This window comes from Streptomyces sp. SID8374 (assembly GCF_009865135.1).
GTDB lineage: Bacteria > Actinomycetota > Actinomycetes > Streptomycetales > Streptomycetaceae > Streptomyces.
Map to the genome: position 1 here is coordinate 4,824,985 of NZ_WWGH01000001.1, position 21,889 is coordinate 4,846,873.

12 protein-coding genes are annotated in these 21,889 nt (G+C 73.4%); 11 read left to right on the forward strand and 1 reads right to left on the reverse strand.

Annotated elements, in window-relative coordinates; all coding sequences use genetic code 11:
- Positions 1 to 52: 52 nt before the first annotated feature.
- The 8 genes from GTY67_RS21655 (at position 53) to GTY67_RS21690 (ending at position 16,974) form a co-directional block, all read left to right on the forward strand.
- Positions 53 to 1,759 carry a glycerol-3-phosphate dehydrogenase/oxidase gene (locus tag GTY67_RS21655; RefSeq protein ID WP_093692737.1) on the forward strand — a complete coding sequence of 569 codons (1,707 nt, stop codon included), beginning with the start codon at positions 53 to 55 and terminating at the stop codon, positions 1,757 to 1,759.
- A gap of 262 nt (positions 1,760 to 2,021) precedes the next feature.
- The gene (locus GTY67_RS21660; protein ID WP_161279710.1) at positions 2,022 to 4,211 is read left to right on the forward strand and encodes a serine/threonine-protein kinase; all 2,190 of its coding nucleotides are present in this window, start codon (positions 2,022 to 2,024) and stop codon (positions 4,209 to 4,211) included.
- 210 nt (positions 4,212 to 4,421) lie between these two features.
- Positions 4,422 to 7,787 (forward strand): protein kinase, encoded by a 3,366-nt coding sequence (locus GTY67_RS21665; protein ID WP_161279711.1) that lies wholly within the window; start codon positions 4,422 to 4,424, stop codon positions 7,785 to 7,787.
- A gap of 144 nt (positions 7,788 to 7,931) precedes the next feature.
- Positions 7,932 to 9,605 (forward strand): serine/threonine-protein kinase, encoded by a 1,674-nt coding sequence (locus tag GTY67_RS21670; protein WP_161279712.1) that lies wholly within the window; start codon positions 7,932 to 7,934, stop codon positions 9,603 to 9,605.
- A gap of 166 nt (positions 9,606 to 9,771) precedes the next feature.
- Positions 9,772 to 11,442: a serine/threonine-protein kinase gene (locus GTY67_RS21675; RefSeq protein ID WP_161279713.1), complete on the forward strand. Its 1,671-nt coding sequence runs from the start codon at positions 9,772 to 9,774 to the stop codon at positions 11,440 to 11,442.
- 173 nt (positions 11,443 to 11,615) lie between these two features.
- On the forward strand, positions 11,616 to 13,232 hold the full coding sequence (locus tag GTY67_RS21680; protein WP_161279714.1) for a succinic semialdehyde dehydrogenase: 1,617 nt from the start codon (positions 11,616 to 11,618) through the stop codon (positions 13,230 to 13,232).
- A 47-nt stretch (positions 13,233 to 13,279) separates the two neighbouring features.
- A complete protein-coding gene (locus tag GTY67_RS21685; protein WP_161279715.1) occupies positions 13,280 to 15,160 on the forward strand; it encodes a GMC family oxidoreductase in 1,881 nt (626 codons plus the stop codon).
- Between the two features lie 128 nt (positions 15,161 to 15,288).
- Positions 15,289 to 16,974: a peptidase gene (locus tag GTY67_RS21690; RefSeq protein WP_161279716.1), complete on the forward strand. Its 1,686-nt coding sequence runs from the start codon at positions 15,289 to 15,291 to the stop codon at positions 16,972 to 16,974.
- A gap of 337 nt (positions 16,975 to 17,311) precedes the next feature.
- Here GTY67_RS21690 and GTY67_RS21695 read toward each other — a convergent pair whose 3' ends face one another.
- Positions 17,312 to 17,614, reverse strand: coding sequence for a chorismate mutase (locus GTY67_RS21695; RefSeq protein WP_161279717.1), 303 nt, complete (start codon positions 17,612 to 17,614; stop codon positions 17,312 to 17,314).
- A gap of 330 nt (positions 17,615 to 17,944) precedes the next feature.
- Here GTY67_RS21695 and guaA point away from each other — a divergent pair, with 330 nt between their 5' ends.
- The 3 genes from guaA (at position 17,945) to GTY67_RS21710 (ending at position 21,854) form a co-directional block, all read left to right on the forward strand.
- A complete protein-coding gene (gene guaA / locus GTY67_RS21700) occupies positions 17,945 to 19,531 on the forward strand; it encodes a glutamine-hydrolyzing GMP synthase (RefSeq protein WP_093691871.1) in 1,587 nt (528 codons plus the stop codon).
- A gap of 153 nt (positions 19,532 to 19,684) precedes the next feature.
- Entirely contained in the window at positions 19,685 to 20,473 is a 789-nt protein-coding gene (locus GTY67_RS21705; protein ID WP_161279718.1) for a class II aldolase/adducin family protein, read from the forward strand.
- A gap of 112 nt (positions 20,474 to 20,585) precedes the next feature.
- The gene (locus GTY67_RS21710) at positions 20,586 to 21,854 is read left to right on the forward strand and encodes a hypothetical protein (protein WP_093691867.1); all 1,269 of its coding nucleotides are present in this window, start codon (positions 20,586 to 20,588) and stop codon (positions 21,852 to 21,854) included.
- Positions 21,855 to 21,889 lie beyond the last annotated feature (35 nt).

The following is a 21,889-nucleotide window of genomic DNA, read 5'->3' on the forward strand; positions in this document are numbered from 1 at the left end:
CGGCCGGGTGGCACTCCCGTGTCCGACCACCCCGATCCACCGGGAGGCAGCAGTGAGGACAGCGACACTGGGACCCGCCGAGCGCACCACCGCGCTCGCCGCCATGGCCGAGCGTGAACTGGACGTGCTGGTCGTGGGGGCGGGCGTCGTCGGCGCGGGCACGGCGCTGGACGCCGCCACCAGAGGACTCTCGACCGGCCTGGTCGAGGCGCGCGACTGGGCGTCCGGCACATCCAGCAGGTCGAGCAAGCTGATCCACGGGGGGCTGCGCTATCTGGAGATGCTGGACTTCGCCCTCGTGCGCGAGGCGCTGAAGGAGCGCGGGCTCCTCCTGGAGCGGCTCGCCCCGCACCTGGTGAAGCCGGTGCCCTTCCTCTACCCGTTGCAGCACAAGGGCTGGGAGCGGTTCTACGCCGGGTCCGGCGTCGCGCTGTACGACGCGATGTCGGTCTCCTCGGGCCACGGCCGGGGTCTGCCCGTCCACCGCCACCTCACCCGCAAGCACGCCCTGCGCGTCGCCCCCGCGCTGAAGAAGGACGCCCTGGTCGGCGCCTTGCAGTATTACGACGCCCAGATGGACGACGCCCGCTTCGTCACCGAGCTGGTCCGCACCGCCGCCTCCTACGGGGCCCAGGTCGCCAACCGCGCCCGGGTGATCGGCTTCCTCCGCGAGGGCGAGCGGGTGGTGGGCGCCCTGGTGCAGGACGTCGAGGGCGGCAAGGAGTACGAGGTCCGGGCCAAGCAGGTCGTCAACGCGACCGGCGTATGGACGGATGACACCCAGGGGCTCATCAACGAGCGCGGACAGTTCCACGTCCGGGCCTCCAAGGGCATCCACCTGGTCGTCCCCAAGGACCGCATCCATTCCTCCACCGGCCTCATCCTGCGCACCGAGAAGTCCGTGCTCTTCGTGATCCCCTGGGGCAGGCACTGGATCATCGGCACCACGGACACCGACTGGGACCTGGACAAGGCCCACCCGGCCGCCTCCAGCGCCGATATCGACTATCTGCTCGAACACGTCAACTCCGTCCTCAACACCCCGCTGACCAGGGACGACGTCCAAGGCGTCTACGCCGGGCTGCGCCCGCTGCTGGCCGGTGAGTCGGACGCCACGAGCAAGCTGTCGCGCGAGCACACCGTCGCCCACCCCGCCCCCGGCCTCGTCGTCGTGGCGGGCGGCAAGTACACGACGTACCGGGTCATGGCCAAGGACGCGGTGGACGAGGCGGTGCACGGACTCGACCAGCGGGTCGCCGCCTGCGTCACCGAGGACACCCCGCTGCTGGGCGCCGAGGGATACAAGGCCCTGTGGAACGCGCGGGCCAGGATCGCGGCCCGCACCGGCCTCCATGTCGTCCGGGTGGAGCACCTGCTCAACCGGTACGGCTCAATGACGGAGGAAATTCTGGAACTGATCCTGGCCGACCCCACCCTGGGCGAACCGCTGCCGGCCGCCGACGACTATCTCCGCGCCGAGATCGTCTACGCCGCCTCCCACGAGGGCGCCCGGCACCTGGACGACGTCCTCACCCGGCGGACCCGGATCTCCATCGAGACCTTCGACCGGGGCACCCGCAGCGCCCGCCTCTGCGCGGAGCTGATGGCGCCGGTGCTGGGCTGGGACGAGGGGCAGATCGACCGGGAGGTGGAGCACTACGAGAAGCGGGTGGAGGCCGAGCGCGAGTCGCAGCGCCAGCCCGACGACCTCACCGCCGACGCGGCGCGGCTCGGTGCGCCGGACATCGTGCCGATCTAGTGGAGCGCGTCCGGCCCGCGTTCACCCGGGCGGCCACCGCCCTTCAGGTCCCGGCCAGTTGAGCGGAACGTTCCCGGCTCCGCGGCGGTGGCCGTCCGGTCGGTGCTGGACGGGGAGGCCCGGTTGGTAGGAGGCTGTGGGAGATTCCCTCCTCGGGCCGTACCGCGGCAGCGCGGCGGACCCCGGACCCGGCACCAGGACCGGTCCCGGGGTGAGGGACAATGAACGCTCTGCCAGGGCGGGTTGATCGCAGAGGGGACGCATGTCGGAGGCGGAGCAGGCACGGGAGCCCCAAGGGGACAAGAACGGTCGTCTCCTCGCGGGGCGCTACCGGCTCGGGGGAGTGCTCGGCCGGGGCGGCATGGGTACGGTCTGGCGCGCCGAGGACGAGACGCTCGGCCGCACGGTGGCGGTGAAGGAACTCCGGTTCCCCTCCGCCATCGACGAGGACGAGAAGCGCCGGCTGATCACGCGCACCCTGCGCGAGGCGAAGGCGATCGCACGGATCCGCAACAACGGCGCGGTGACCGTCTACGACGTGGTCGACGAGGACGACCGCCCGTGGATCGTGATGGAGCTGATCGAGGGCAAGTCGCTCGCCGAAGCGATCCGCGAGGACGGCACCCTGACGCCCCGGCGGGCCGCCGAGGTCGGGCTCGCCATCCTCGACGTGCTGCGCTCGGCGCACCGCGAGGGCATCCTGCACCGCGATGTGAAGCCGTCCAACGTGCTGATCGCCGAGGACGGCCGCGTCGTGCTCACCGACTTCGGCATCGCCCAGGTGGAGGGCGACCCCTCGGTCACCTCCACCGGCATGCTCGTCGGCGCCCCCTCGTACATCTCGCCGGAGCGGGCCCGTGGCCACAAGCCGGGACCGCCCGCCGACCTGTGGTCGCTCGGCGGACTGCTGTACGCGAGCGTGGAGGGCTGCCCGCCGTACGACAAGGGCTCGGCCATCGCCACGCTGACGGCCGTGATGACCGAGCCGCTGGACCCGCCGAAGAACGCGGGCCCGCTGACCGAGGTCATCTACGGGCTCCTCGCCCGCGACCCCGACCAGCGCCTCGACGACGCCGGAGCGCGGGCGCTGCTCAACAAGGTGATCAACGCTCCTGTCGTCCCGCCCGCCGACTCCACCCAGGTCATGGCCCTGCCGACGGTCCCCGACGCCGAACTCGGCGCCGGCAAGGCCGCGAAGACGGCGAAGTCCCCCAAGCTGACGAAGCAGCCGGGTGCGTCGGGCGAGACCGGTGAGGGCGCGCGCGACCGGCTGCGCGGAGCGCTGCGTTCCGTACGCGGCGCGAAGGCGGCCTCCGGTGTCGCGGCGGGCGCGGCCGGTGCGGCGGCGCTCTCCGCTTCCCCGGCCGCGGCCTCCCCGGCGACCGGCTCCCCGGCCGCCCCGCCCAAGCCCGCCACGCCTCCCGGCACGCCGGGCACTTCGGGCGCTTCCGCTGCCTCCGGTACTTCTGGAGCTTCCGGTACTTCCGGTGGGAAGGCCGCGACCGCCTCGCCGTCCGGGCCCGGGGTCACCACCGCCCTGGCCTCCGGCCCGACGTCCGCAGGCAAGCCGGCCGGTGCCGGGGCCGCCTCGGGCGCGGCCGTACCCCCGCAGCGCCCGCCGACCTCACCGGCCGCCACCCGCGCCTCGATCACCGATGTCGTGCCGCGCCGCACGCTCGCGATCATCGCGGCCGTCGTCGTGCTGGCGATCCTCGGCACCGTTCTGGCCCTCACCCTGGGCGGCGGTGACGACAAGGCCAACGCCGGTGAGGGCAAGGGCGACACGGCGGCCTCCGCCGGAGCCGCGGCGGGCGGGTCCGAGGGCGAGGGCGACGACAAGGGCAGCGGTTCGGAGGGCGGCCAGAAGGAAGGCCAGGGCACCGAGGAGGGCAAGGCGCCCGAGGACCCGACCGGCGACCCGTCGGGCGACGACCCGAAGACGGACGACCCCGCAGGCGACGACTCGAAGACGGATGACCCGGGCGGCGCGCTGCCCGCCGGGTACAAGCCGGTCACCGACGACCGGTTCCACTTCACCATGGCGATGCCGGGCACCTTCAAGCGCACGGCCATAGCGGGCGCCAACTCCGGCGGCATCTACAACGCCGAGCGCGGCGGCTTCCCCCGGGTCCAGGTCGACTTCAACAGCTCGCCCAAGGACGACGCGGCCGCCGCCTGGCGCGGGGCCGTCGCCAGCGCCAAGGTCCTCAGCGACAACTACAAGCACGTGAGCATAGAGAAGGTCGAGTACAACGGGTATCCGACCGTCGCCGACTGGACGTTCGAGCGCAGCCACAACGGCGTCCGGGTCCGGGTGCTCAACCGCGGCTTCAAGGTCGACGCCCAGCGCGGCTACTCGATCATGATCAGCTGCAAGGTGGACGAGTGGGACGGCGACGAGTGCCGCACGCTGCGCGAGACGGCGTTCGCCACCTTCACACCCACGAAGTAGCCGCCGGGAGGCAGCGCGGGGCCGGTCGCGAGGCGTATTGGGTGGGCCGGGTTGGTGCGACCCGGCCCGTTGGCCCGCGTTGCCACGTATCGTAAGACGACGGAGACCGTACGCAGCCGGAACAGTGGGTCAATTGCCCGCCGAATGACCACAACTGACTGATTCGCACGGTCCGATGGCCGGGGGAACAGCGCGCTCTGGGGAGGCGTCGTGGACGACTACGCGGGTCGGGTGCTTGCCGACCGCTACCGCCTTCCGCTGCCCCCGTCCGACGGGTTCGAACTGGTCGAGACCCGGGCGTTCGACACCTACAGCGGCCAGGAAGTCCTCGTCCGCCAGGTGCCGTTGCCGGAGATCGTGGACGCCGAGGTACTGGACGCCGACGGCCGGTCGTCGGCTGGCGGCCGCACCACCGGGCGGGCGGTGCGCCGCAGTACGGACCCCGCGGTCCGGCGGGCGATCGAGGCCGCGCAGGCCGCCGCCCAGGTGCCCGACCACCCCCGGCTGGACCAGGTCTTCGACGTGTTCGCGGAGGCGGGCTCGCTCTGGATAGTCAGCGAGCTGGTCGCGGCCCGCCCGCTCGCCGCGCTCCTCGCCGAACGCCCCTTGAACCCTTACCGGGCCGCCGAGATCGGCTCCGACGTGCTCACCGCGCTGCGGGTGCTCCACACGCACGGCTGGACCCACCGCAACATCACCGCCCGCACGGTCCTGGTCTGCGACGACGGCCGCGTGATGCTCACCGGCCTGGCAGCGGGCGCCGCCGAGGAGGCGCTCTGCGGGTACGCCCCCGAGCCGCTGCCCGACGACGAGCCGGCGGGGGAGACGTACGGGGGGCGGTCGGACGCGTACGGGTCGGCGTCGGACGCGTATGACGGGGCGTCGGAGACGTACGAGGCGCCGGGGGGCTATGAGGCGCCCGGGGTCGGTGCGGCCGACGACACCCTCGGGATACCGGTCGTCGAGGCGGTCGACGCCGACGAGCCGGGTGAGCTGCCGGACGGGCGGCCCGGAGGGCCGGAGGGCCGGAGGGCCTACTCGCTGCCGCCGGGCGAGAGCTACGACAGCCAGGAACTCCCGCTCGTACCGCCGTATGTACGGGCACAGCCGCCGCAGGACGACGCGTACCGGCCGGACCGGGGCGAGGGGCGGGCGCCCTGGGGCCCCGGGGCGCGTGAGGCCCGTGAGGCGCCCGGTGTCCACGAGGCGCCCGGAGCACAGGAGGCGTACGGGGCGCCCGACGGCCAGAACCACGCCCCGGACGCGTCCGGCAGCCGGGACCGAGCACCGGGCACGCCCGGCGGGCAGGAGCTCGTTCCCCGGCCCGCCACGCCCGCCGTGCCCTACACCGCCGCCCCCAGGCCCCCCGCCGAGCCGGGAGCCGCGAGTGCCGCTCAGTTGCGGGCCGCGCGCGCCGGGGCGATCGCCGCCTACCGGGCCGGTGCCCGCGCCGCCGCCCGGGTCACCGAGGACCGCCAGCAGGCGGCCGGGAGCACCCCCGCGAACCTTGCGAAGGAGACGCAGGAGCCGCAAGGCCCGCAGCAGTACGCGCCCGGCATCCTGCCCGTCCAGCGCCCCGAGCCCGGCACCTCCGAGCCGGGCCCCCACGCCAACACCCCCCACGCCAACACCCCCTCCGACAACGCCCCCCAGGCCACGCCCCCCGGAACAACCGCCTCCGACGTCAGCGCCCCCCAAGCCACGGCCCCGGGCGTCACCACCCCAGGAGCCACCGACCCCGGCACCACGGCCCCCGGAGCCACCACCCCCGGCACGTCCGCCCCTGACGCCACCACCCCAGGAACCACCACCCCCGCCCCCACCTCCGCCGGCCTCCCCGGCCCCCGTCTCACCGCTCCCTGGGGCAGCCCCCCCGAGGATCCCTACGACGACGATGACGACGAGGACGACGAGGAGGGCCCCCGCCCGCCCCGCCGCGTCCACCTCGCCGGGACCTGGGACGACGGGCCCGGCGCCGGGCGGCCCGTGCCCGCGGGCGGCTCCGGCGCGGACGCGCTGCGTGCCGACTCCCGCCGCCCCGCGCAGGCGGCCATCGCCCCCGCCACCCGGCTCCCGGCCGAGCGGGCCCCCTCCAGCGCCTGGGAGGAGGCCGTCGCGGGCAGCCGTAAGGCCGCCGTCTACCGGGGCCCCGCCACCCCGCTCGCCGCCGAGCGCGCCCGGCAGGCCCGGATCGCCGTCGTCGGGCCCGTCACCGAGCGCTGGGCGCCCGAGCAGGCCGGTCCCGTCCACGACAACTGGCAGCTCGCGCCGCCCATCGGCCCCTCCACCGACCTGTGGGCGCTCGGCGCGCTGCTCTACCGCGCGGTCCAGGGCCACGCCCCCTACCCCGAGGAGAACGCGGCCGAGCTGGTCCAGATGGTCTGCGCCGAGCCGCCCGCCTTCGCCGAGGAGTGCGGCGCGCTGCGGCCCGTAGTCGAGTCGCTGCTGCGCCAGGACCCCACCGAGCGGCCGGACTTCGAGGAGCTGCGCGGCTGGCTGCGCTCGCTCGTGCGGTCCGCCCCCGAGCCGGAGGCGGGCGCCGACGTCGTCCCGCTGCCCGCGCCCGACGCCACCCGGCTCCCCGTCGTACGCCGCCGGGGCGAGCTGGTCCGCAGGCGCCGGGGCCGGTTCGGCTCGGGCTCCACGCACGGCCGCCACCGGCAGGGCAAGCGGCAGCGGCAGCAGCTGGAGAAGCAGCGCGCCGCCGAACGCCACGACCTGCGGCAGCCGCCGCCGCGCCACGAGTCGCTGCTGCCCCCCGATCCCGAGCAGGGCCGAGCCCACCCCGTCGACGCCTGGGAACCCCGCCCGTCCCGCGCACCCCGTGAGCCCAAGGGCCCCAGGGTGCTGCGCGAGCCCGCCCGGCCGCGCGACGGGCGCTCGCCGCGCAAGCTCGGCCGGCTGCTGCTGATCCTGGTCCTGCTGCTGATGGCCGCGGCGATCGCGTACGCCTTCATGTTCATGCCGAAGCAGGAGCCGGGCACGCAGCAGGGCGCGCCCGGACAGCCCACGAACTCCGCCGCGCCGCCCCCCGCCGCCTCCGGCTCGCCCGCCCCCTCCGACGGGACGAGCACCGACCCCGGCTCCCAGCAGCCGCAGACCAGCCGCTCCGCCGTGGCCCTCGCCCCCGGCTATGTGCTCCGCAAGGACGCGGAGGGCTTCGAGGTCGGCGTACCGAAGGACTGGCAGCGCAGCCCCGCCAACGCGGACCGTCAGATCCGGTACGGCAGCGACGGGTTCACGCTCCTCGTGGTGCCCGGCCGGGACACCGTGAAGGCGGCGGGCGGCGACCCGCTGGACTACCAGCGCGTCAAGGAGCCCGAACTCCAGCCGTTCCGGGACTCCGGCTGGTCCACCTCGTCCGGTCTGCGCCGGGTCGACGTGGGCCGACAGGCCATGGCCGAGGGGCAGTTCACCTGGCTGGAGAGCGGCGGCCGTGAGGTGTTCGCCCGTAACCTCGTGATGATCGTCGACGGCCGCTACCACATCGTCCAGGTCATCGGGCCGGTGAACGACCGCGACAAGGTCACCGAGATCTACCAGCAGGCCATCGCCTCCTACCGGGTCAACCCCTGACCGCACGTCATCGGGCGCCGGTCACCACGGCCGTTGTGCGATGCCGACAACCATCACAGTGCGGTCTCGTGGGCGATCCCCCGTTCCGCCCCGCCGTCCGCGCTCCGTAATCTGGCAAGCTGAGGAACGGGGGCGGGGACACACGTGGATCGATCACAGGGCACGGCTGCGGGTCTGGTGCTGGCGGGGCGGTACCGGCTGGGCGAGGTGCTGGGCCGCGGGGGCATGGGCAAGGTGTGGCGCGCCCATGACGAGGTGCTGCACCGCACAGTCGCCGTCAAGGAGTTGACCGCCGGGCTGTACGTCGCCGAGGCCGACCGGCTCGTGCTGCACGCCCGCACCCAGAAGGAGGCGCGCGCCGCCGCCCGTATCACCCACCCCGGCGTCGTCACCGTCCACGACGTGATCGAGTACGACAAGCGCCCCTGGATCGTCATGCAGTACGTCGACGGGCCCTCGCTCGCCGACGAGGCCAAGGAGAAGGGCGACATCGCCCCGCGTGAGGCCGCCCGTATCGGCCTCCACGTCCTGAGCGCCCTGCGCGCCGCCCACGGGGCCGGGGTGCTGCACCGCGACGTCAAGCCCGGCAACGTCCTGCTGGCCCGCGACGGGCAGGTGCTCCTCACCGACTTCGGGATCGCCGCGATCGAGGGCGACTCCACGATCACGCGGACCGGTGAACTGGTCGGCTCCATCGACTATCTGGCGCCCGAACGGGTACGCGGCGGCGACCCCGGCCCCGCCTCCGACCTCTGGTCGCTCGGCGCGACGCTGTACACGGCGGTGGAGGGGCGCTCGCCGTTCCGCCGTACGTCCCCGATCTCCACCATGCAGGCCGTCGTCACCGACGAACCGCCCGCACCCGTCAACGCCGGTCCCCTCGGACCCGTCATCACCGCGCTGCTCCGCAAGGACCCGGCCGAACGCCCTTCGGCCGCCGAGACCGAGCAGATGCTGCTGGACGCCATGGAGGGCCGCGAGCCGCGCTCGGCGCAGGCGCATGTGCCGACCCAACGCGTCGTGGAGGAGGAGAGGTTCGCGTACGCGAGCGCGGACGGCTCCACGGCCCGGCTCCCCGGAACGGCCCCCTCCACCCCCGCCCCGACCACCCCCGTCACGGGTTACACCTCCGCCCCCGTCACCCGGCGCGCCGGCTCCGGACGCTGGAGCACGGTCCTCGTCGTGGTCGTCGCGGCGGCGGTCCTCGGGAGCGCGGCCGGGCTCGCCGCGATGAAGTACGGGCAGGGCGCGTCGGCCGACGGCCGGACGACCACGTCCACCGCCCCCACCACCCCCTCCGCCCCGCGGACCACTCCGGCGCCCTCCGGCACCGCTCCCGCCCAGGGCACGCCGGAGATACCCGACGGCTGGCACCGGGTCGACGACCCCGCCGGGTTCAGCCTCGTCGTCCCGAAGGACTGGACGCGCCAGGTGAACGACGGGCAGATCGACTACACCCCGGACGACGGGGCCCACCGCATCCGGATCAGCGTCGACCCGGACCCGGACTTCGACCATCCGTATCTGCACATGCAGAACATGGAGGAGCAGCTGGCCGACCGGCTGCCGGGCTACCAGCGGATCAGGCTGGAGAAGAACACCTTCCGCGACCGGCCGGGCTCGCTCTGGGAGTTCACCTGGCACGAGACCAAGGACCACGCGGGGCCCCGGCACGGGATCGACCAGATGTACTACGGCGGGCCCGGCGGCCCCGAGTACGCGCTGTACCTGACCGCGCCGCAGGAGGGCTGGGCGGACAGCCGCGAGAAGTTCGACATCATGCTGCGCAGCTGGCGGGCGCCGGGCGCGCAGAACTGATCGGCGGCCGCCCTCTTCGTACGTCACGGCCGCCTGCCCGCCCGTACGTACGTGACGGCCGCCCGCCCGTACGTGACGGCCGCCGGACCCCCCGTACGTCACGGCTCTGCATCCGCTGACCGGCCTCTGTGGTGCCCGCCCCCGGGCGTGACCCAGGATGGGCCCCATGAGCCATGACGGGGGACGGGCGAACGAGCCCACCAGCTACGAACTCCAGCCGCCGCGCACACCGCCGCCCGCCGCCGGCCCCCCGGCCCCTCCGCCGCCCGCCGATGCGCCCTCCCCGCCTTCCACACCCCCCGCCCCCGTCCCCGCCCCCACCGTCCCCGCGACCGCCCTCGACGGCGCCGCGAACCGGGTCGTCGGCGGGCGCTACCGGCTGCTGGCCCGGCTCGGGCACGGCGGGATGGGCACGGTGTGGCGGGCCCACGACCAGGTCGTCGACCGTGAGGTGGCCGTCAAGGAGCCCCGCGTACCGGACCACCTGGGCGAGCGTGAACACGCCACCGCGCACCGGCGGATGCAGGTGGAGGCCCGGTCCGCAGCCCGGATCGACCACCCCTCGGTCGTCACCATCCATGACGTCGTCGTGGAGGACGGGCGGCCGTGGATCGTCATGGAGCTGGTGCGCGGCCAGTCGCTCGGCGACCGCCTCCGGGAAGGCATTTTGGACACCCGCGAGGCCGCCAGGATCGGTCTCGCCGTCCTCGACGCCCTGGCCGCCGCCCACAACGCCGGGGTCCTGCACCGGGACGTGAAGCCGGACAACGTGCTGCTCGGCACCGCCGACCGGGTCGTCCTCACCGACTTCGGGATCGCCCAGGTGGAGGGGGAGCAGCGGCTGACGGAGACGGGGGCGTTCGTCGGCTCGCCCGAGTACATCTCGCCGGAGCGGGTCCTCGGCCAGCACCCCGGCCCCGCCTCGGACCTCTGGTCGCTCGGGGTCGTGCTGTACGCGGCCGTCGAGGGCATGTCCCCGTACCGCCGCTCGAACACCCCGGCCACCCTTCAGGCCGTGCTCTCCGCCGAACCGCAGATGCCCGCCCGGGCCACGGGCGCCTTCGGGCCGCTCGTGATGCGGCTGCTCCGCAAGGACCCGGCGGCCCGCCCGACCGCCGCCGAGGTCCGCCAGGTCCTCCAGGAGATCGCCGCCCCTGCGCGCGCCACGGAGGCCTTCGCCGTGAAGGAGGGCGGCAGCAAGTGGGTGCCGCCGGTGCTGCACCGCAACCGGGCCGCCCAGTTCGGCCTGGCGGGCGGGGCGCTGGCGGTCGTCCTGGCGCTGGTCCTCGTCCTGGTCAACCCGTTCGCTGGCGACGGGCCGCCCGAGGGGTGGCAGATCCGGCCGGAGAACGAGGTGCTGTCGGCGGACGTGGCGGTGCCCGAGGAGTACAAGCGGGTGCAGGAGGACGGCGGGGAGCTGGTCTGGTACGCGGACCCCAGTGGCGTCTTCGAGATCGACTTCTGGCACCGGACGCTGAAGAGCGAGGACAGCTCGGACAGCGACAACCCCGGCCCCGACGCGGCGGCCCGCAAGACGTACTACGAGAAGGGCGGGGCCGACACCACACAGATGGAGGACGCCTCCGTCACGTACAAGAAGGTCACGCACCAGGGGCGCGACGCCGTCGAGATGATCACCGACTACATCCCGTACGCCTCCTCCTCCGACGACGACCCGGTGCGCTACCGCTTCCACGAGCTGCTGATCCCCGGCAAGGGCCCGGCCGACCCCTACTGGCATGTGCGGGTGCGGATGCCCGCGAAGGGGCAGGCGGTGAAGGACGGGGCCAAGATCTTCGCCGAGGTCACCGACGGGCTGAAGATTCATGATTCCTGAGCGCGGCGGGTGCGGCGCGGGTGGCTGGACTGTCGCATAGCCACTGATCAGCGGTTATGTCGCCAGCGATCACTGGCTCGGTCGCGGCGGTGGCTCCGGGCGGGCGGCGGGTCCTGTGAAAAACTGTTACCGACGGGTACCCAAAGGGTGCGGCTGGACATACTCTCGGCCTCATGACGGACTCGCAGGCCCCTGACGCCCCTCTCGGTACGAACCCCGTCGCGGTCGCCCCCGCCGGCGTGCGCACGGCCGCCGATGTGGTCACCCCCGAGGTGATCGCCCAGCTGATCCGCGGCGTCGTCGGATCGGGCCGTACGGTCAACCACGCGCCGTTCACCGGCGAGAAGCTGGCCGACCTGCCCGAGTCCACGCCGGAGGACGTCGCCACCGCCTTCGACCGGGCCCGCGCCGCCCAGCCCGCCTGGGCCGCCACCCCCGTACGGCAGCGGGCCGCGATCCTGCTGCGCTTCCACGACCTGGTCCTCAGCCGCCAGTCCGAGGTCCTCGACCTCATCCAGCTGGAGACCGGCAAGGCCCGCCTGCACGCCCACGAGGAGGTGCAGGCCGTCGCCGTCGCCGCCCGCCACTACGGGCGCAAGGCCGCCTCCTACCTCAAGCCCCGCCGCCACACCGGTGTCGTCCCGACCCTCACCAAGGTCACCGAGCTGCGCCAGCCGCGCGGGGTCGTCGGCCAGATCGCCCCCTGGAACTACCCCTTCGAGCTGTCCGTGGGCGACGCGCTGCCCGCGTTCGTCTCCGGCAACGCCGTCGTGATGAAGCCCGACACCGAGACCGCGCTCACCGCGCTCTGGGCCCGTGACCTGCTCATCGAGGCCGGGCTGCCCGCCGAGGTCTTCCAGGTCGTGCTGGGCGAGGGACCCGTCGTCGGCCCCGAGGTCGTCAGCCGCGCCGACTACGTCTCCTTCACCGGCTCCACCCGCACCGGCCGCGAGGTCGCGATCGGCGCCGCCTCCCGGCTGGTCGGCGTCTCCCTGGAGCTGGGCGGCAAGAACGCCATGCTCGTCCTGAAGGACGCCGACGTGGAGAAGGCGGCGGCGGGCGCCGTCCGCGCCTGCTTCTCCTCCGCCGGACAGCTCTGCATCTCCATCGAGAGGCTGTACGTCCACGAGTCCGTCGCCGACGACTTCGTGGAGCGGTTCGCCACCCGGACCAGGGCCATGCGGCTCGGCAGCTCCCTCGCGTACGGCGCCGACATGGGCTCCCTCGTCGGCGAACGCCAGCTGGAGACGGTCAGCCGCCATGTCGCCGAGGCCGTCGAGAAGGGCGCCACGCTCATCGCGGGCGGGGTCGCGCGCCCCGACATCGGCCCGCTCTTCTACGAGCCGACCATCCTCGACGGCGTCGAGGCGCCGATGGCCGTCTGCACCGAGGAGACCTTCGGCCCGGTCGTCTCCATCTACCGCTTCACCGACGAGGACGAGGTGATCGCGCTGGCCAACGCCACCCCGTACGGCCTCAACTCCAGCGTCTGGACCACCGATTCCAAGCGCGGCCACGAGGTCGCCGCCCGGCTGCGGACCGGCACCGTCAACATCAACGAGGGGTACGCCCCCGCCTACGGCAGCGTCCAGTCCCCGATGGGCGGCATGAAGGACTCCGGCCTCGGCCGGCGGCACGGCTCCGAGGGCATCCTCAAGTACACCGAGGCCCAGACCGTCGCCCAGCAGCGGCTGATCCCGCTCGCCCCGTCCTTCGGCATGGACGACGAGAAGTACGCCGCGTTCATGACCCGCAGCCTCAAGGTGATGAAGGCGTTCCGGCTGCGCTGAGAGCAGCCTTTCGCCCTTTTCGTTCCGATTCCGTAGTGAGGAGCGCCATGTCCCAGGACAGCCCTGCCCAGAAACAGCCCGTGAGCCACGTCCCGGCCGAGGACGACGCCGCGTACGACTACGACGTCCTGGTCGTCGGCTCGGGGTTCGGGGGCGCGGTGTCGGCGCTCCGGCTGACGGAGAAGGGGTATCGCGTCGGCATCCTGGAGGCGGGCCGCCGCTTCACCCCCGGCACGCTCCCCAAGACCTCCTGGGACCTGAAGAACTACCTCTGGGCCCCCGCGCTCGGCCTCTTCGGCATCCAGCGCGTCCACCTCCTCGGCAACGTCATGGTGCTCGCGGGCGCCGGGGTCGGCGGCGGCTCACTCAACTACGCCAACACGCTGTACGTGCCGCCCGCGCCGTTCTTCGAGGACCGCCAGTGGGCCTCGATCACCGACTGGCAGGACGAGCTGAAGCCGTACTACGACCAGGCCCGCCGGATGCTCGGGGTCCGCCTCAACCCGACCATGACCCCCTCCGACATCCACCTCAAGGCCGCCGCCGAGGCCATGGGCGTGGGCGACACCTTCCACCTGGCCCCGGTCGGCGTCTTCTTCGGCGACGGCAAGGACGCCGACGGCACCGCGAAGGCCAAGCCCGGCGACACCGTCCCCGACCCGTACTTCGGCGGCGCCGGACCCGCCCGCAAGGCCTGCACCGAGTGCGGCGAGTGCATGACGGGGTGCCGCCACGGCGCGAAGAACACCCTCAACGAGAACTACCTCCACCTTGCCGAGAAGGCCGGAGCGGTCATCCACCCGATGACCTCCGTCGTCGCCGTCACCGACGACCCCGAGGGCGGCTACCGGGTCCTCACCGTCCCCACCGACCGCCGCCGCAAGGCGAAGCCCACCAGGCTGCGCGCCCGCAAGGTGGTCGTCGCGGCGGGCACGTACGGCACCCAGACCCTGCTGCACACCATGAGGGACCGCGGCCTGCTGCCCCGGCTCTCGACCCGGCTCGGCGAGCTGACCCGCACCAACTCCGAGGCGCTGGTGGGCTCCCAGACCAGCGACCGCCGCTACCGCAAGAAGCACGGCATCGCCAAGGCCGACTTCTCGCAGGGCGTCGCGATCACCTCCTCGATCCACCCGGACGACAACACCCACATCGAACCGGTGCGTTACGGCAAGGGCTCCAACGCCATGGGCGCGATGTCGATCCTCCAGGTCCCCTACGGCGGCCGCCGGGTGCGCGGCTGGCTCGCCAACATGGTCAAGCACCCCACCCTCGCCGTCCGTTCGCTCTCCAACCACCACTGGTCCGAGCGCACGATCATCGGGCTCGTCATGCAGTCGCTGGACAACTCCCTGACGACGTACCGCAAACCGGGCGGCATCGGCAAAGGCCTGCTCACCGCCCGCCAGGGCCACGGCGCGCCCAACCCGACCCAGATCCCCGAGGCCACCCGCAGCGCCACGCTCCTCGCCGAGGAGATCAACGGCTTCGCCGGCTCCAACGTCGGCGAGCTGATGGGCACCCCGCTCACCGCCCACTTCCTCGGCGGCTGCCCGATCGGCGCGAGCGCGGAGGAGGGCGTCATCGACCCGTACCACCGCTTGTACGGCCACCCCGGCATCAGCGTCGTCGACGGCTCGGCGGTCTCCGCCAACCTGGGCGTCAACCCCTCGCTGACCATCACCGCCCAGGCCGAGCGCGCGATGTCCTTCTGGCCCAACAAGGGCGAGGCGGACCCGCGACCGGAGCAGGGCGCGGCCTACGAACGCCTGGCCCCCGTGGAGCCGTTGGCGCCGGCCGTGCCCAGGGAGGCGTTCGGGGCGCTGAAGCTGCCGTTCCTGGGCATCCCCGTCGTACCGCCGAAGGGGACGGTGGAGGCCGGGGCCGAGGTGAAGGGCGTCGGGAACACCCCCGTACCCAATCCGTGACCGGATCGTGGGCCGCTCTTCGGAGAGCCGTGCGGCCGACCCCGTACGCTGCGGGGTCGAAAGCCTGACCGCCTCACCGCCACGGTGAACGCGGTCGCACAGCTCCTGCCGAGTACCAGAGGTCCGCGATGACACGCTTCTCCCCGCGAACCGCGCCGCTCCGCAGGGCCGGTGGCCTCGCCGCCACCGCCCTGCTGCTCGCCGCCGGTCCGCTCACCGTGGCCGCCGCCGCCCCGGCCCGCGCCGCCGACCCGGTGTACGCCCTGGGCGGTCCGGCCGAGACGGCTCTGCACCCGTACGCGGAGGGCGGCGGCGAACAGAAGCGGTCGACGGCCGGGATCACGGTGACGGGGACGGCCGACGAGCGGTACGAGGGCGAGTTCACGGTCACCTTCGACCTGACCGGGATCGCGGGCGTCGCCGACGTGGCCTTCGACGCGCGGGCCGGAGTGGAGTGCGCGCCCACCGGCCCCCGGGCCACCGTCTGCACGGGCCACGGCATAGCGCCCGGCCTCTCCACCGTCGCCGAACTCCTTCTCAGCGCCGCCGAAGGCAGCGGGCAGGGCGCATCCGGCGCGATCCGGGTCACCGGCGAGGCCGGGGGCGCGGCCTTCACCCCCTTCACCACCCAGGTCACCGTCGGCGGCCCCGACCTGGTGATGCACCGGCTCCCCTTCGACCACGAGCCCACCCCCGGGCAGAAGCAGCAGGCGCCGATCACCTTCACCAACCGGGGCAGCCGCGACGCCGACGGGGTCGTGCTCACCCTGCGGTACTCGCGCGGCCTCGACATCCCGCAGCGCTACTCCAACTGCGCCTACACGACGGACGCCACCTGGACCACGGCCCGCTGCTCCGTCGAGGGCGCATTCGAGGCGGGCGCGACCTACACCCTGGCCGCCCCGCTGACCCTCCAGGCCACGGCCCGGGCGTACCGCGACATCTTCGCGTACGGCATCCACGAGGCGGGTTCCGTCCGGCGCCTGGCCGCCGCCACCTCAGCCGAGCGCGGGCCGGGCGCGGTGCTCAGGGCCGTACCCGTGAAGCAGCGCATGTCCGCCCGGGCCGTGGACCTCGAACCGGGCGACAACGAGCAGGAGGCCGACTTCCGTACGGCGAACACGGCCGACTTCATCGCGTACGGGGACGAGGCCTCCGGGCCCGCCGGTGCCACGGTCACCGTGCGCCTCGGCTTCCGCAACGACGGCCCGGCCTGGATCGGGTACCTCCGCTCCGGCGAGACCGTCGCAGCCGTCGACTTCACCGTCCCGCAGGGCGCGACGGTCACCTCCGCGCCGAAGGGGTGCCGGGGCGTGAGTGCCGAGGGCGCGTATCGGGAGGACCGTCAGGCCCCCGCGCCGCGTTACGTCTGCCCGACCCCGGCGGCCGTCCGCGACGGCGGCGGCCTGGACCTCGCCTTCGGGCTCCGGATCGACAAGGTGCTGACCGGCGCGGTGGGCCGGGTCACGGTGCGGGGCCCGGGGCTCCAGGCACCGGGGCTGCCGTTCGACCCGAAGCCGGGCAACAACACGGCGCGGGTGGTGCTGAACGGGGGGAGCGGCGCCGTCCCGACGCCGTCACCGTCGCCCGCTCCTCCGACGAAGGGCGGGCCGGGCGCGGGTGCCGGAACGGCTCCTTCCGCCACGGCCACCCCGGGAGCGGGCGGCACGGGCGCACCCCGGGTGGCTGGGAACGGCGGCGGCACCCTGGCCTCCACCGGATCGCCCGCCGCCCTGACGGCGATGGCGATGGCGATCGCGGCGCTGACGGCGGGCCTGGCGCTGTTCATGGCGGCCGGGCGGCGGAGGTCCTGAACCGGACCGGCTGGTGAGTGTGTGCGGGGGAGGGGGAACGCCTCCACCTCGTTCGGGGTCCCGATGCGACCGACCCGGGCGTCCCCGGGTACGGCCGCACATGGGGTGACCGGGCTGCTGTCCCCTGCGGACCGGTCACTTGCGCCGGGAAGTGGTCCCACGACGTACTTGCAGTACGTCACACGTCCCGGCGGAGCCACGCGTGGTTTTCTACCGATGCCGCCCCTGGTTGGCACGGACACCGGGACCAACGAAGGCACGCCGGTCCCGGTCACGCGCCGTACGGGTGAGACGGGCACCGAACGCAGATACGGTCCTGCGGCCGCCGTCCCGTGGGTCACACCCGCCCGCGGCACAGCTCCAGCAGGGTCATCGCCAGCGCGGTGCCCGGCTTGCCCAGCGCGTCCCTGTAGTGGCCGAGCACGGCCGTCTCGCGGGAGAGGTTGACCCGGCGGCCGCCGGAGGTGATGCGGGCCTCCTGGATGACCGCCGAGACGGCCATCCGTTCCTGGACGAGGCCGATGATCCGGTCGTCGAGGGTGTCGATGCGCTCGCGGGCGCCGCCGATCAGGGCGGCGGCCTCGTCGGTGTGGGCGCCGGTCCGCTCGGCGGGGGTGGTGGCCGTGGTCGTGTTGCTCATGGTGGTGACTCCTGGTGGGTCGGAGGCCACCCGGGGCGATGGGCCCGGACACGCAGAACGCCCCGGGCCTGATGGCCCGGGGCGCCTGGAACGTTGCTTGTCAGTAGCTCAAGCAGCACGACCATGGCAGCCGGCGGGCCGGATGCCATAGGTAAAGACGAAGGTCGTGTGCTGACGCATGGGGACAGTATGGCCCGGCCCGCCGGGCCCACCAAGCCGGGGCCCGGATCCTGAGACGGGGAGCCCCGTGGCCGGCCCGGCGGAGGGTGTGCGCACGGCCGGTAGAATCGGAAGAACCGACCCCCTTCACCACCGCCGGAAGGCCGCCCCGTGCCAGCAGCACCCCCCGCCGCCCCCGACACCACGGCCGACGTGGTCCTCGTTGTGGACTTCGGCGCGCAGTACGCCCAGCTCATCGCCCGCCGTGTCCGTGAGGCCCGGGTCTACAGCGAGATCGTCCCGTCCACCATGCCGGTGGCCGAGATGCTGGCCAAGAACCCCCGCGCGATCATCCTGTCCGGCGGCCCGTCGTCGGTCTACGCGGAGGGCGCGCCGTCCCTGGACCGCTCGCTGTTCGAGGCCGGGGTCCCGGTCTTCGGCATGTGCTACGGCTTCCAGCTGATGGCGACGACGCTCGGCGGCACGGTCGACGACAACGGCGCCCGTGAGTACGGCCGCACCCCGCTGCACGTCACGAAGGCGGGTTCGACGCTCTTCGAGGGCACGCCCACCGAGCAGCCGGTGTGGATGTCGCACGGCGACGCCTGCTCGGCGGCGCCCGAGGGCTTCACCGTCACGGCCTCCACGGACGTGGTCCCGGTCGCGGCCTTCGAGAACGACGAGAAGAAGCTGTACGGCGTCCAGTACCACCCGGAGGTCATGCACTCCACCCACGGGCAGCAGGTCCTGGAGCACTTCCTCTACCGCGGCGCGGGCATCGAGCCGAACTGGACCACCACCAACGTGGTCGAGGAGCAGATCGCCCTCATCCGCGAGCAGGTCGGCGACAAGCGCGCCATCTGCGGCCTCTCCGGCGGCGTGGACTCCGCAGTCGCGGCAGCCCTGGTCCAGAAGGCCATCGGCTCCCAGCTGACCTGCGTCTACGTCGACCACGGCCTGATGCGCAAGGGCGAGACCGAGCAGGTCGAGAAGGACTTCGTCGCCGCGACCGGCGCGAAGCTGAAGGTGGTCGATGCCGAGAAGCGCTTCCTCGACGCCCTGGCCGGGGTCTCCGACCCGGAGCAGAAGCGGAAGATCATCGGCCGCGAGTTCATCCGGGTCTTCGAGCAGGCCCAGCTGGAGATCCTCCAGGAGGAGGGCCCCGAGGTCGCCTTCCTGGTCCAGGGCACGCTCTACCCGGACGTGGTGGAGTCCGGCGGCGGCACCGGCACCGCCAACATCAAGTCCCACCACAACGTGGGCGGCCTCCCCGACGACATCGAGTTCCAGCTCGTGGAGCCGCTGCGCCAGCTGTTCAAGGACGAGGTCCGGATGGTCGGCCAGGAGCTGGGCCTCCCCGAGGAGATCGTCCAGCGCCAGCCGTTCCCCGGCCCCGGCCTGGGCATCCGCATCGTCGGCGAGGTCACCAAGGACCGCCTGGACCTGCTCCGCGAGGCCGACGCCATCGCCCGCGAGGAGCTGACGGCGGCCGGCCTGGACCGCGACATCTGGCAGTGCCCGGTGGTCCTCCTCGCCGACGTCCGCTCGGTCGGCGTCCAGGGCGACGGCCGCACTTACGGCCACCCGATCGTGCTGCGCCCGGTCTCCTCCGAGGACGCCATGACGGCCGACTGGTCGCGCCTGCCGTACGAGACGCTGGCGAAGATCTCCACCCGCATCACCAACGAGGTCGCCGACGTCAACCGGGTCGTCCTCGACGTGACGAGCAAGCCGCCGGGGACGATCGAGTGGGAGTGACCGCCCGGGTTCGTGTGAACCCCTAGGTCAACGCCGATGCCGTCGCTCATTCGTTTGAGCGGCGGCATTGTCGTATTCCCACCCCTTCCCCCTCACCCCCACCCGCCGGTAACTTCCGATCCCGTACGCCCCCGGGAAAGTGAGGAGCCCGCCATGTCCGAGCCGCCCGCCGTGCCCGCCCCCGCGCCCATCCCCGTGGAGCAGCTGCACTTCGCGATGCCGCCCGTGCACGCGTCGCCGGACGAGGAGCGGGCGTACCGCAGGCAGCGGCTCGCGGGGGCGTTGCGGTTGTTCGGGGAGTACGGGTTCGAGGACGGGGTCTCCGGGCATCTCACCGTGCGCGATCCGGAGCTGGACGACTGCTACTGGGTCAACCCGTTCGGGGCGCCCTTCGCCGACATCGCGCCGCAGGACCTGATCCTCGTCAACGGGGACGGGCAGGTCGTGCAGGGGCGCTTCCACGTCAACCAGGCCGCCTTCGCCGTGCACGCGGCCGTGCACCGGGCCCGGCCGGGGGCTGTCGCCGTCGCGCACACCCACTCCACGCACGGGCGGGCGCTGGCCGCGCTGGGGGAGCTGATCGAGCCGATCACCCAGGAGGCCTGCGTGTTCTACGAGGACCATGCGCTCTACGTCGCGTACACGGGTGTGGTCGTGGACGAGGAGGAGGGGCGGCGCATCGCCGAGGTGCTCGGGGAGCGCAAGGCCGTCATCCTGCGCAACCACGGGCTCCTGACCGTGGGGGACTCCGTGGACGCGGCCGCCTGGTGGTTCCTGACCATGGAGCGCGCCTGCCAGGTGCAGCTGCTGGCGCGCGCCGCCGGGAAGCCCGTGCTGATCGACCACCGGGACGCCGTCACCACCCGTGAGCAGCTCGGCAGCGACCTGGTGGCGTGGATCAACTACCAGCCCCTGTGGCAGCGGATCAGTCGAACGTTCTGACGGTATGCGTTCGTGTCCGACCCGATGCGGGGGACGCCCGTCCCGTACGGCACAATTCGCTGGTATCACAGGTGAGTTGGCTGTACCGGGGTGGGAAAGGGTGTAAATCTCCGTGGCGTTGGACGAGGCGAGAGTGGGCGGCACGCACGGCGGGGGGTGTACGTGCGGGGACTGCCCGCACGGCGCACGCGAGGGGCACCGGCGCGCGGTCGCCGCATTCCTCGCCAAGCGGGACGAACTGGCGGCGGGCCACGGCCTGCCCGCCGGGGTCGCCCAGTCACCCTCCGCCTCGCGGCAGTGGGTCTCCGACGAGCTGACCGAGTCCGCCCGCACCGTCGCCGACCGGGGCCGGGCCGCCGGGGACGTCTGGCTGCACCATGTGTGGCGGGGCACCCTGTTCGTGGTGTGGGGCGCGGTCGTCGCCCTGCTCGTCGGTGCGAGCCTCACCGCGATCGGGCCCGGCTGGACCACCGCCCGCACCGCCGCCCTGGCCGCCGCCGTACTCACCGCCGCCCTGCTGACCCTCGCCGCCCGCTTCCACCGCGCCCGGGGCGGCCTCCTCGCCCCGCTGATCGGCGAGGACAACCGGCTCTCCACCTCCAGGGCCGTCGCCGCCGCCTGGGTCCTGCTCGCCGTCTTCGCCGTGCTCGTCCTCGCCCTCCAGCTGGCGGGCGCCTCCGATCACCGCAAGCGCGACGAGCTGATCGAGGGGCTGGACCTGGTGCGGTCCGCCGGGGTGCTGGCCGTGCTGGCGCTGGTGTGCGCGGTCGCCGTCGTCGTACGCCGCGTGGTGACCGTACGGGTCCTGGGCCAGCGGCTCCAGAAGCTGCGGGCGGACCGGCCGCGCGCCGCCGATCTGCTCACCGACGACTCCGGGCGCGGCTCGTTCACCGATGTGCAGTACGTGCTGGTCAGCGCCGTCGCCGTGCTGTTCGCCGCCGTCCGCCTGGCCCGCCGCCCCGAGCAGTTGCCCGACCTGCCGTGGGGCCTCGCCCTCCTGGTGGCCGTCTCGGCGGCGACGTACTTCGCCGGGAAGTACGCGGAGGGCGGCCGCCCCGTCGTGCTCTCCGTCGTGCGCGCCCGGGAGGCCGGGGACCTGGACGCCCCGATCCGGACCGGTGACGACATCGAGATCCGGGGCGCGGGCTTCGTACCGCCCGGCGCGGGCAGCCCCGACCGGCTGGCCCGGCTCGTCGTACGGATCGGCACGGTCCACGTCCACGTACCGCTGATCCCGGTCGCCGGAGGCTTCGCCAACCCGACCGACACCGTCCTCACCGTCCCGGTCCCGGTCGAGGTCGAACCGGGGACCGTCGACGTCCAGGTCGTCACGGCCGCCGGGGTGGAGACCAACCGCTGTTCCATCGACGTGACGGACTGACCCCGCCCTCCGACTTCTTCCACTGATTGCTTCGC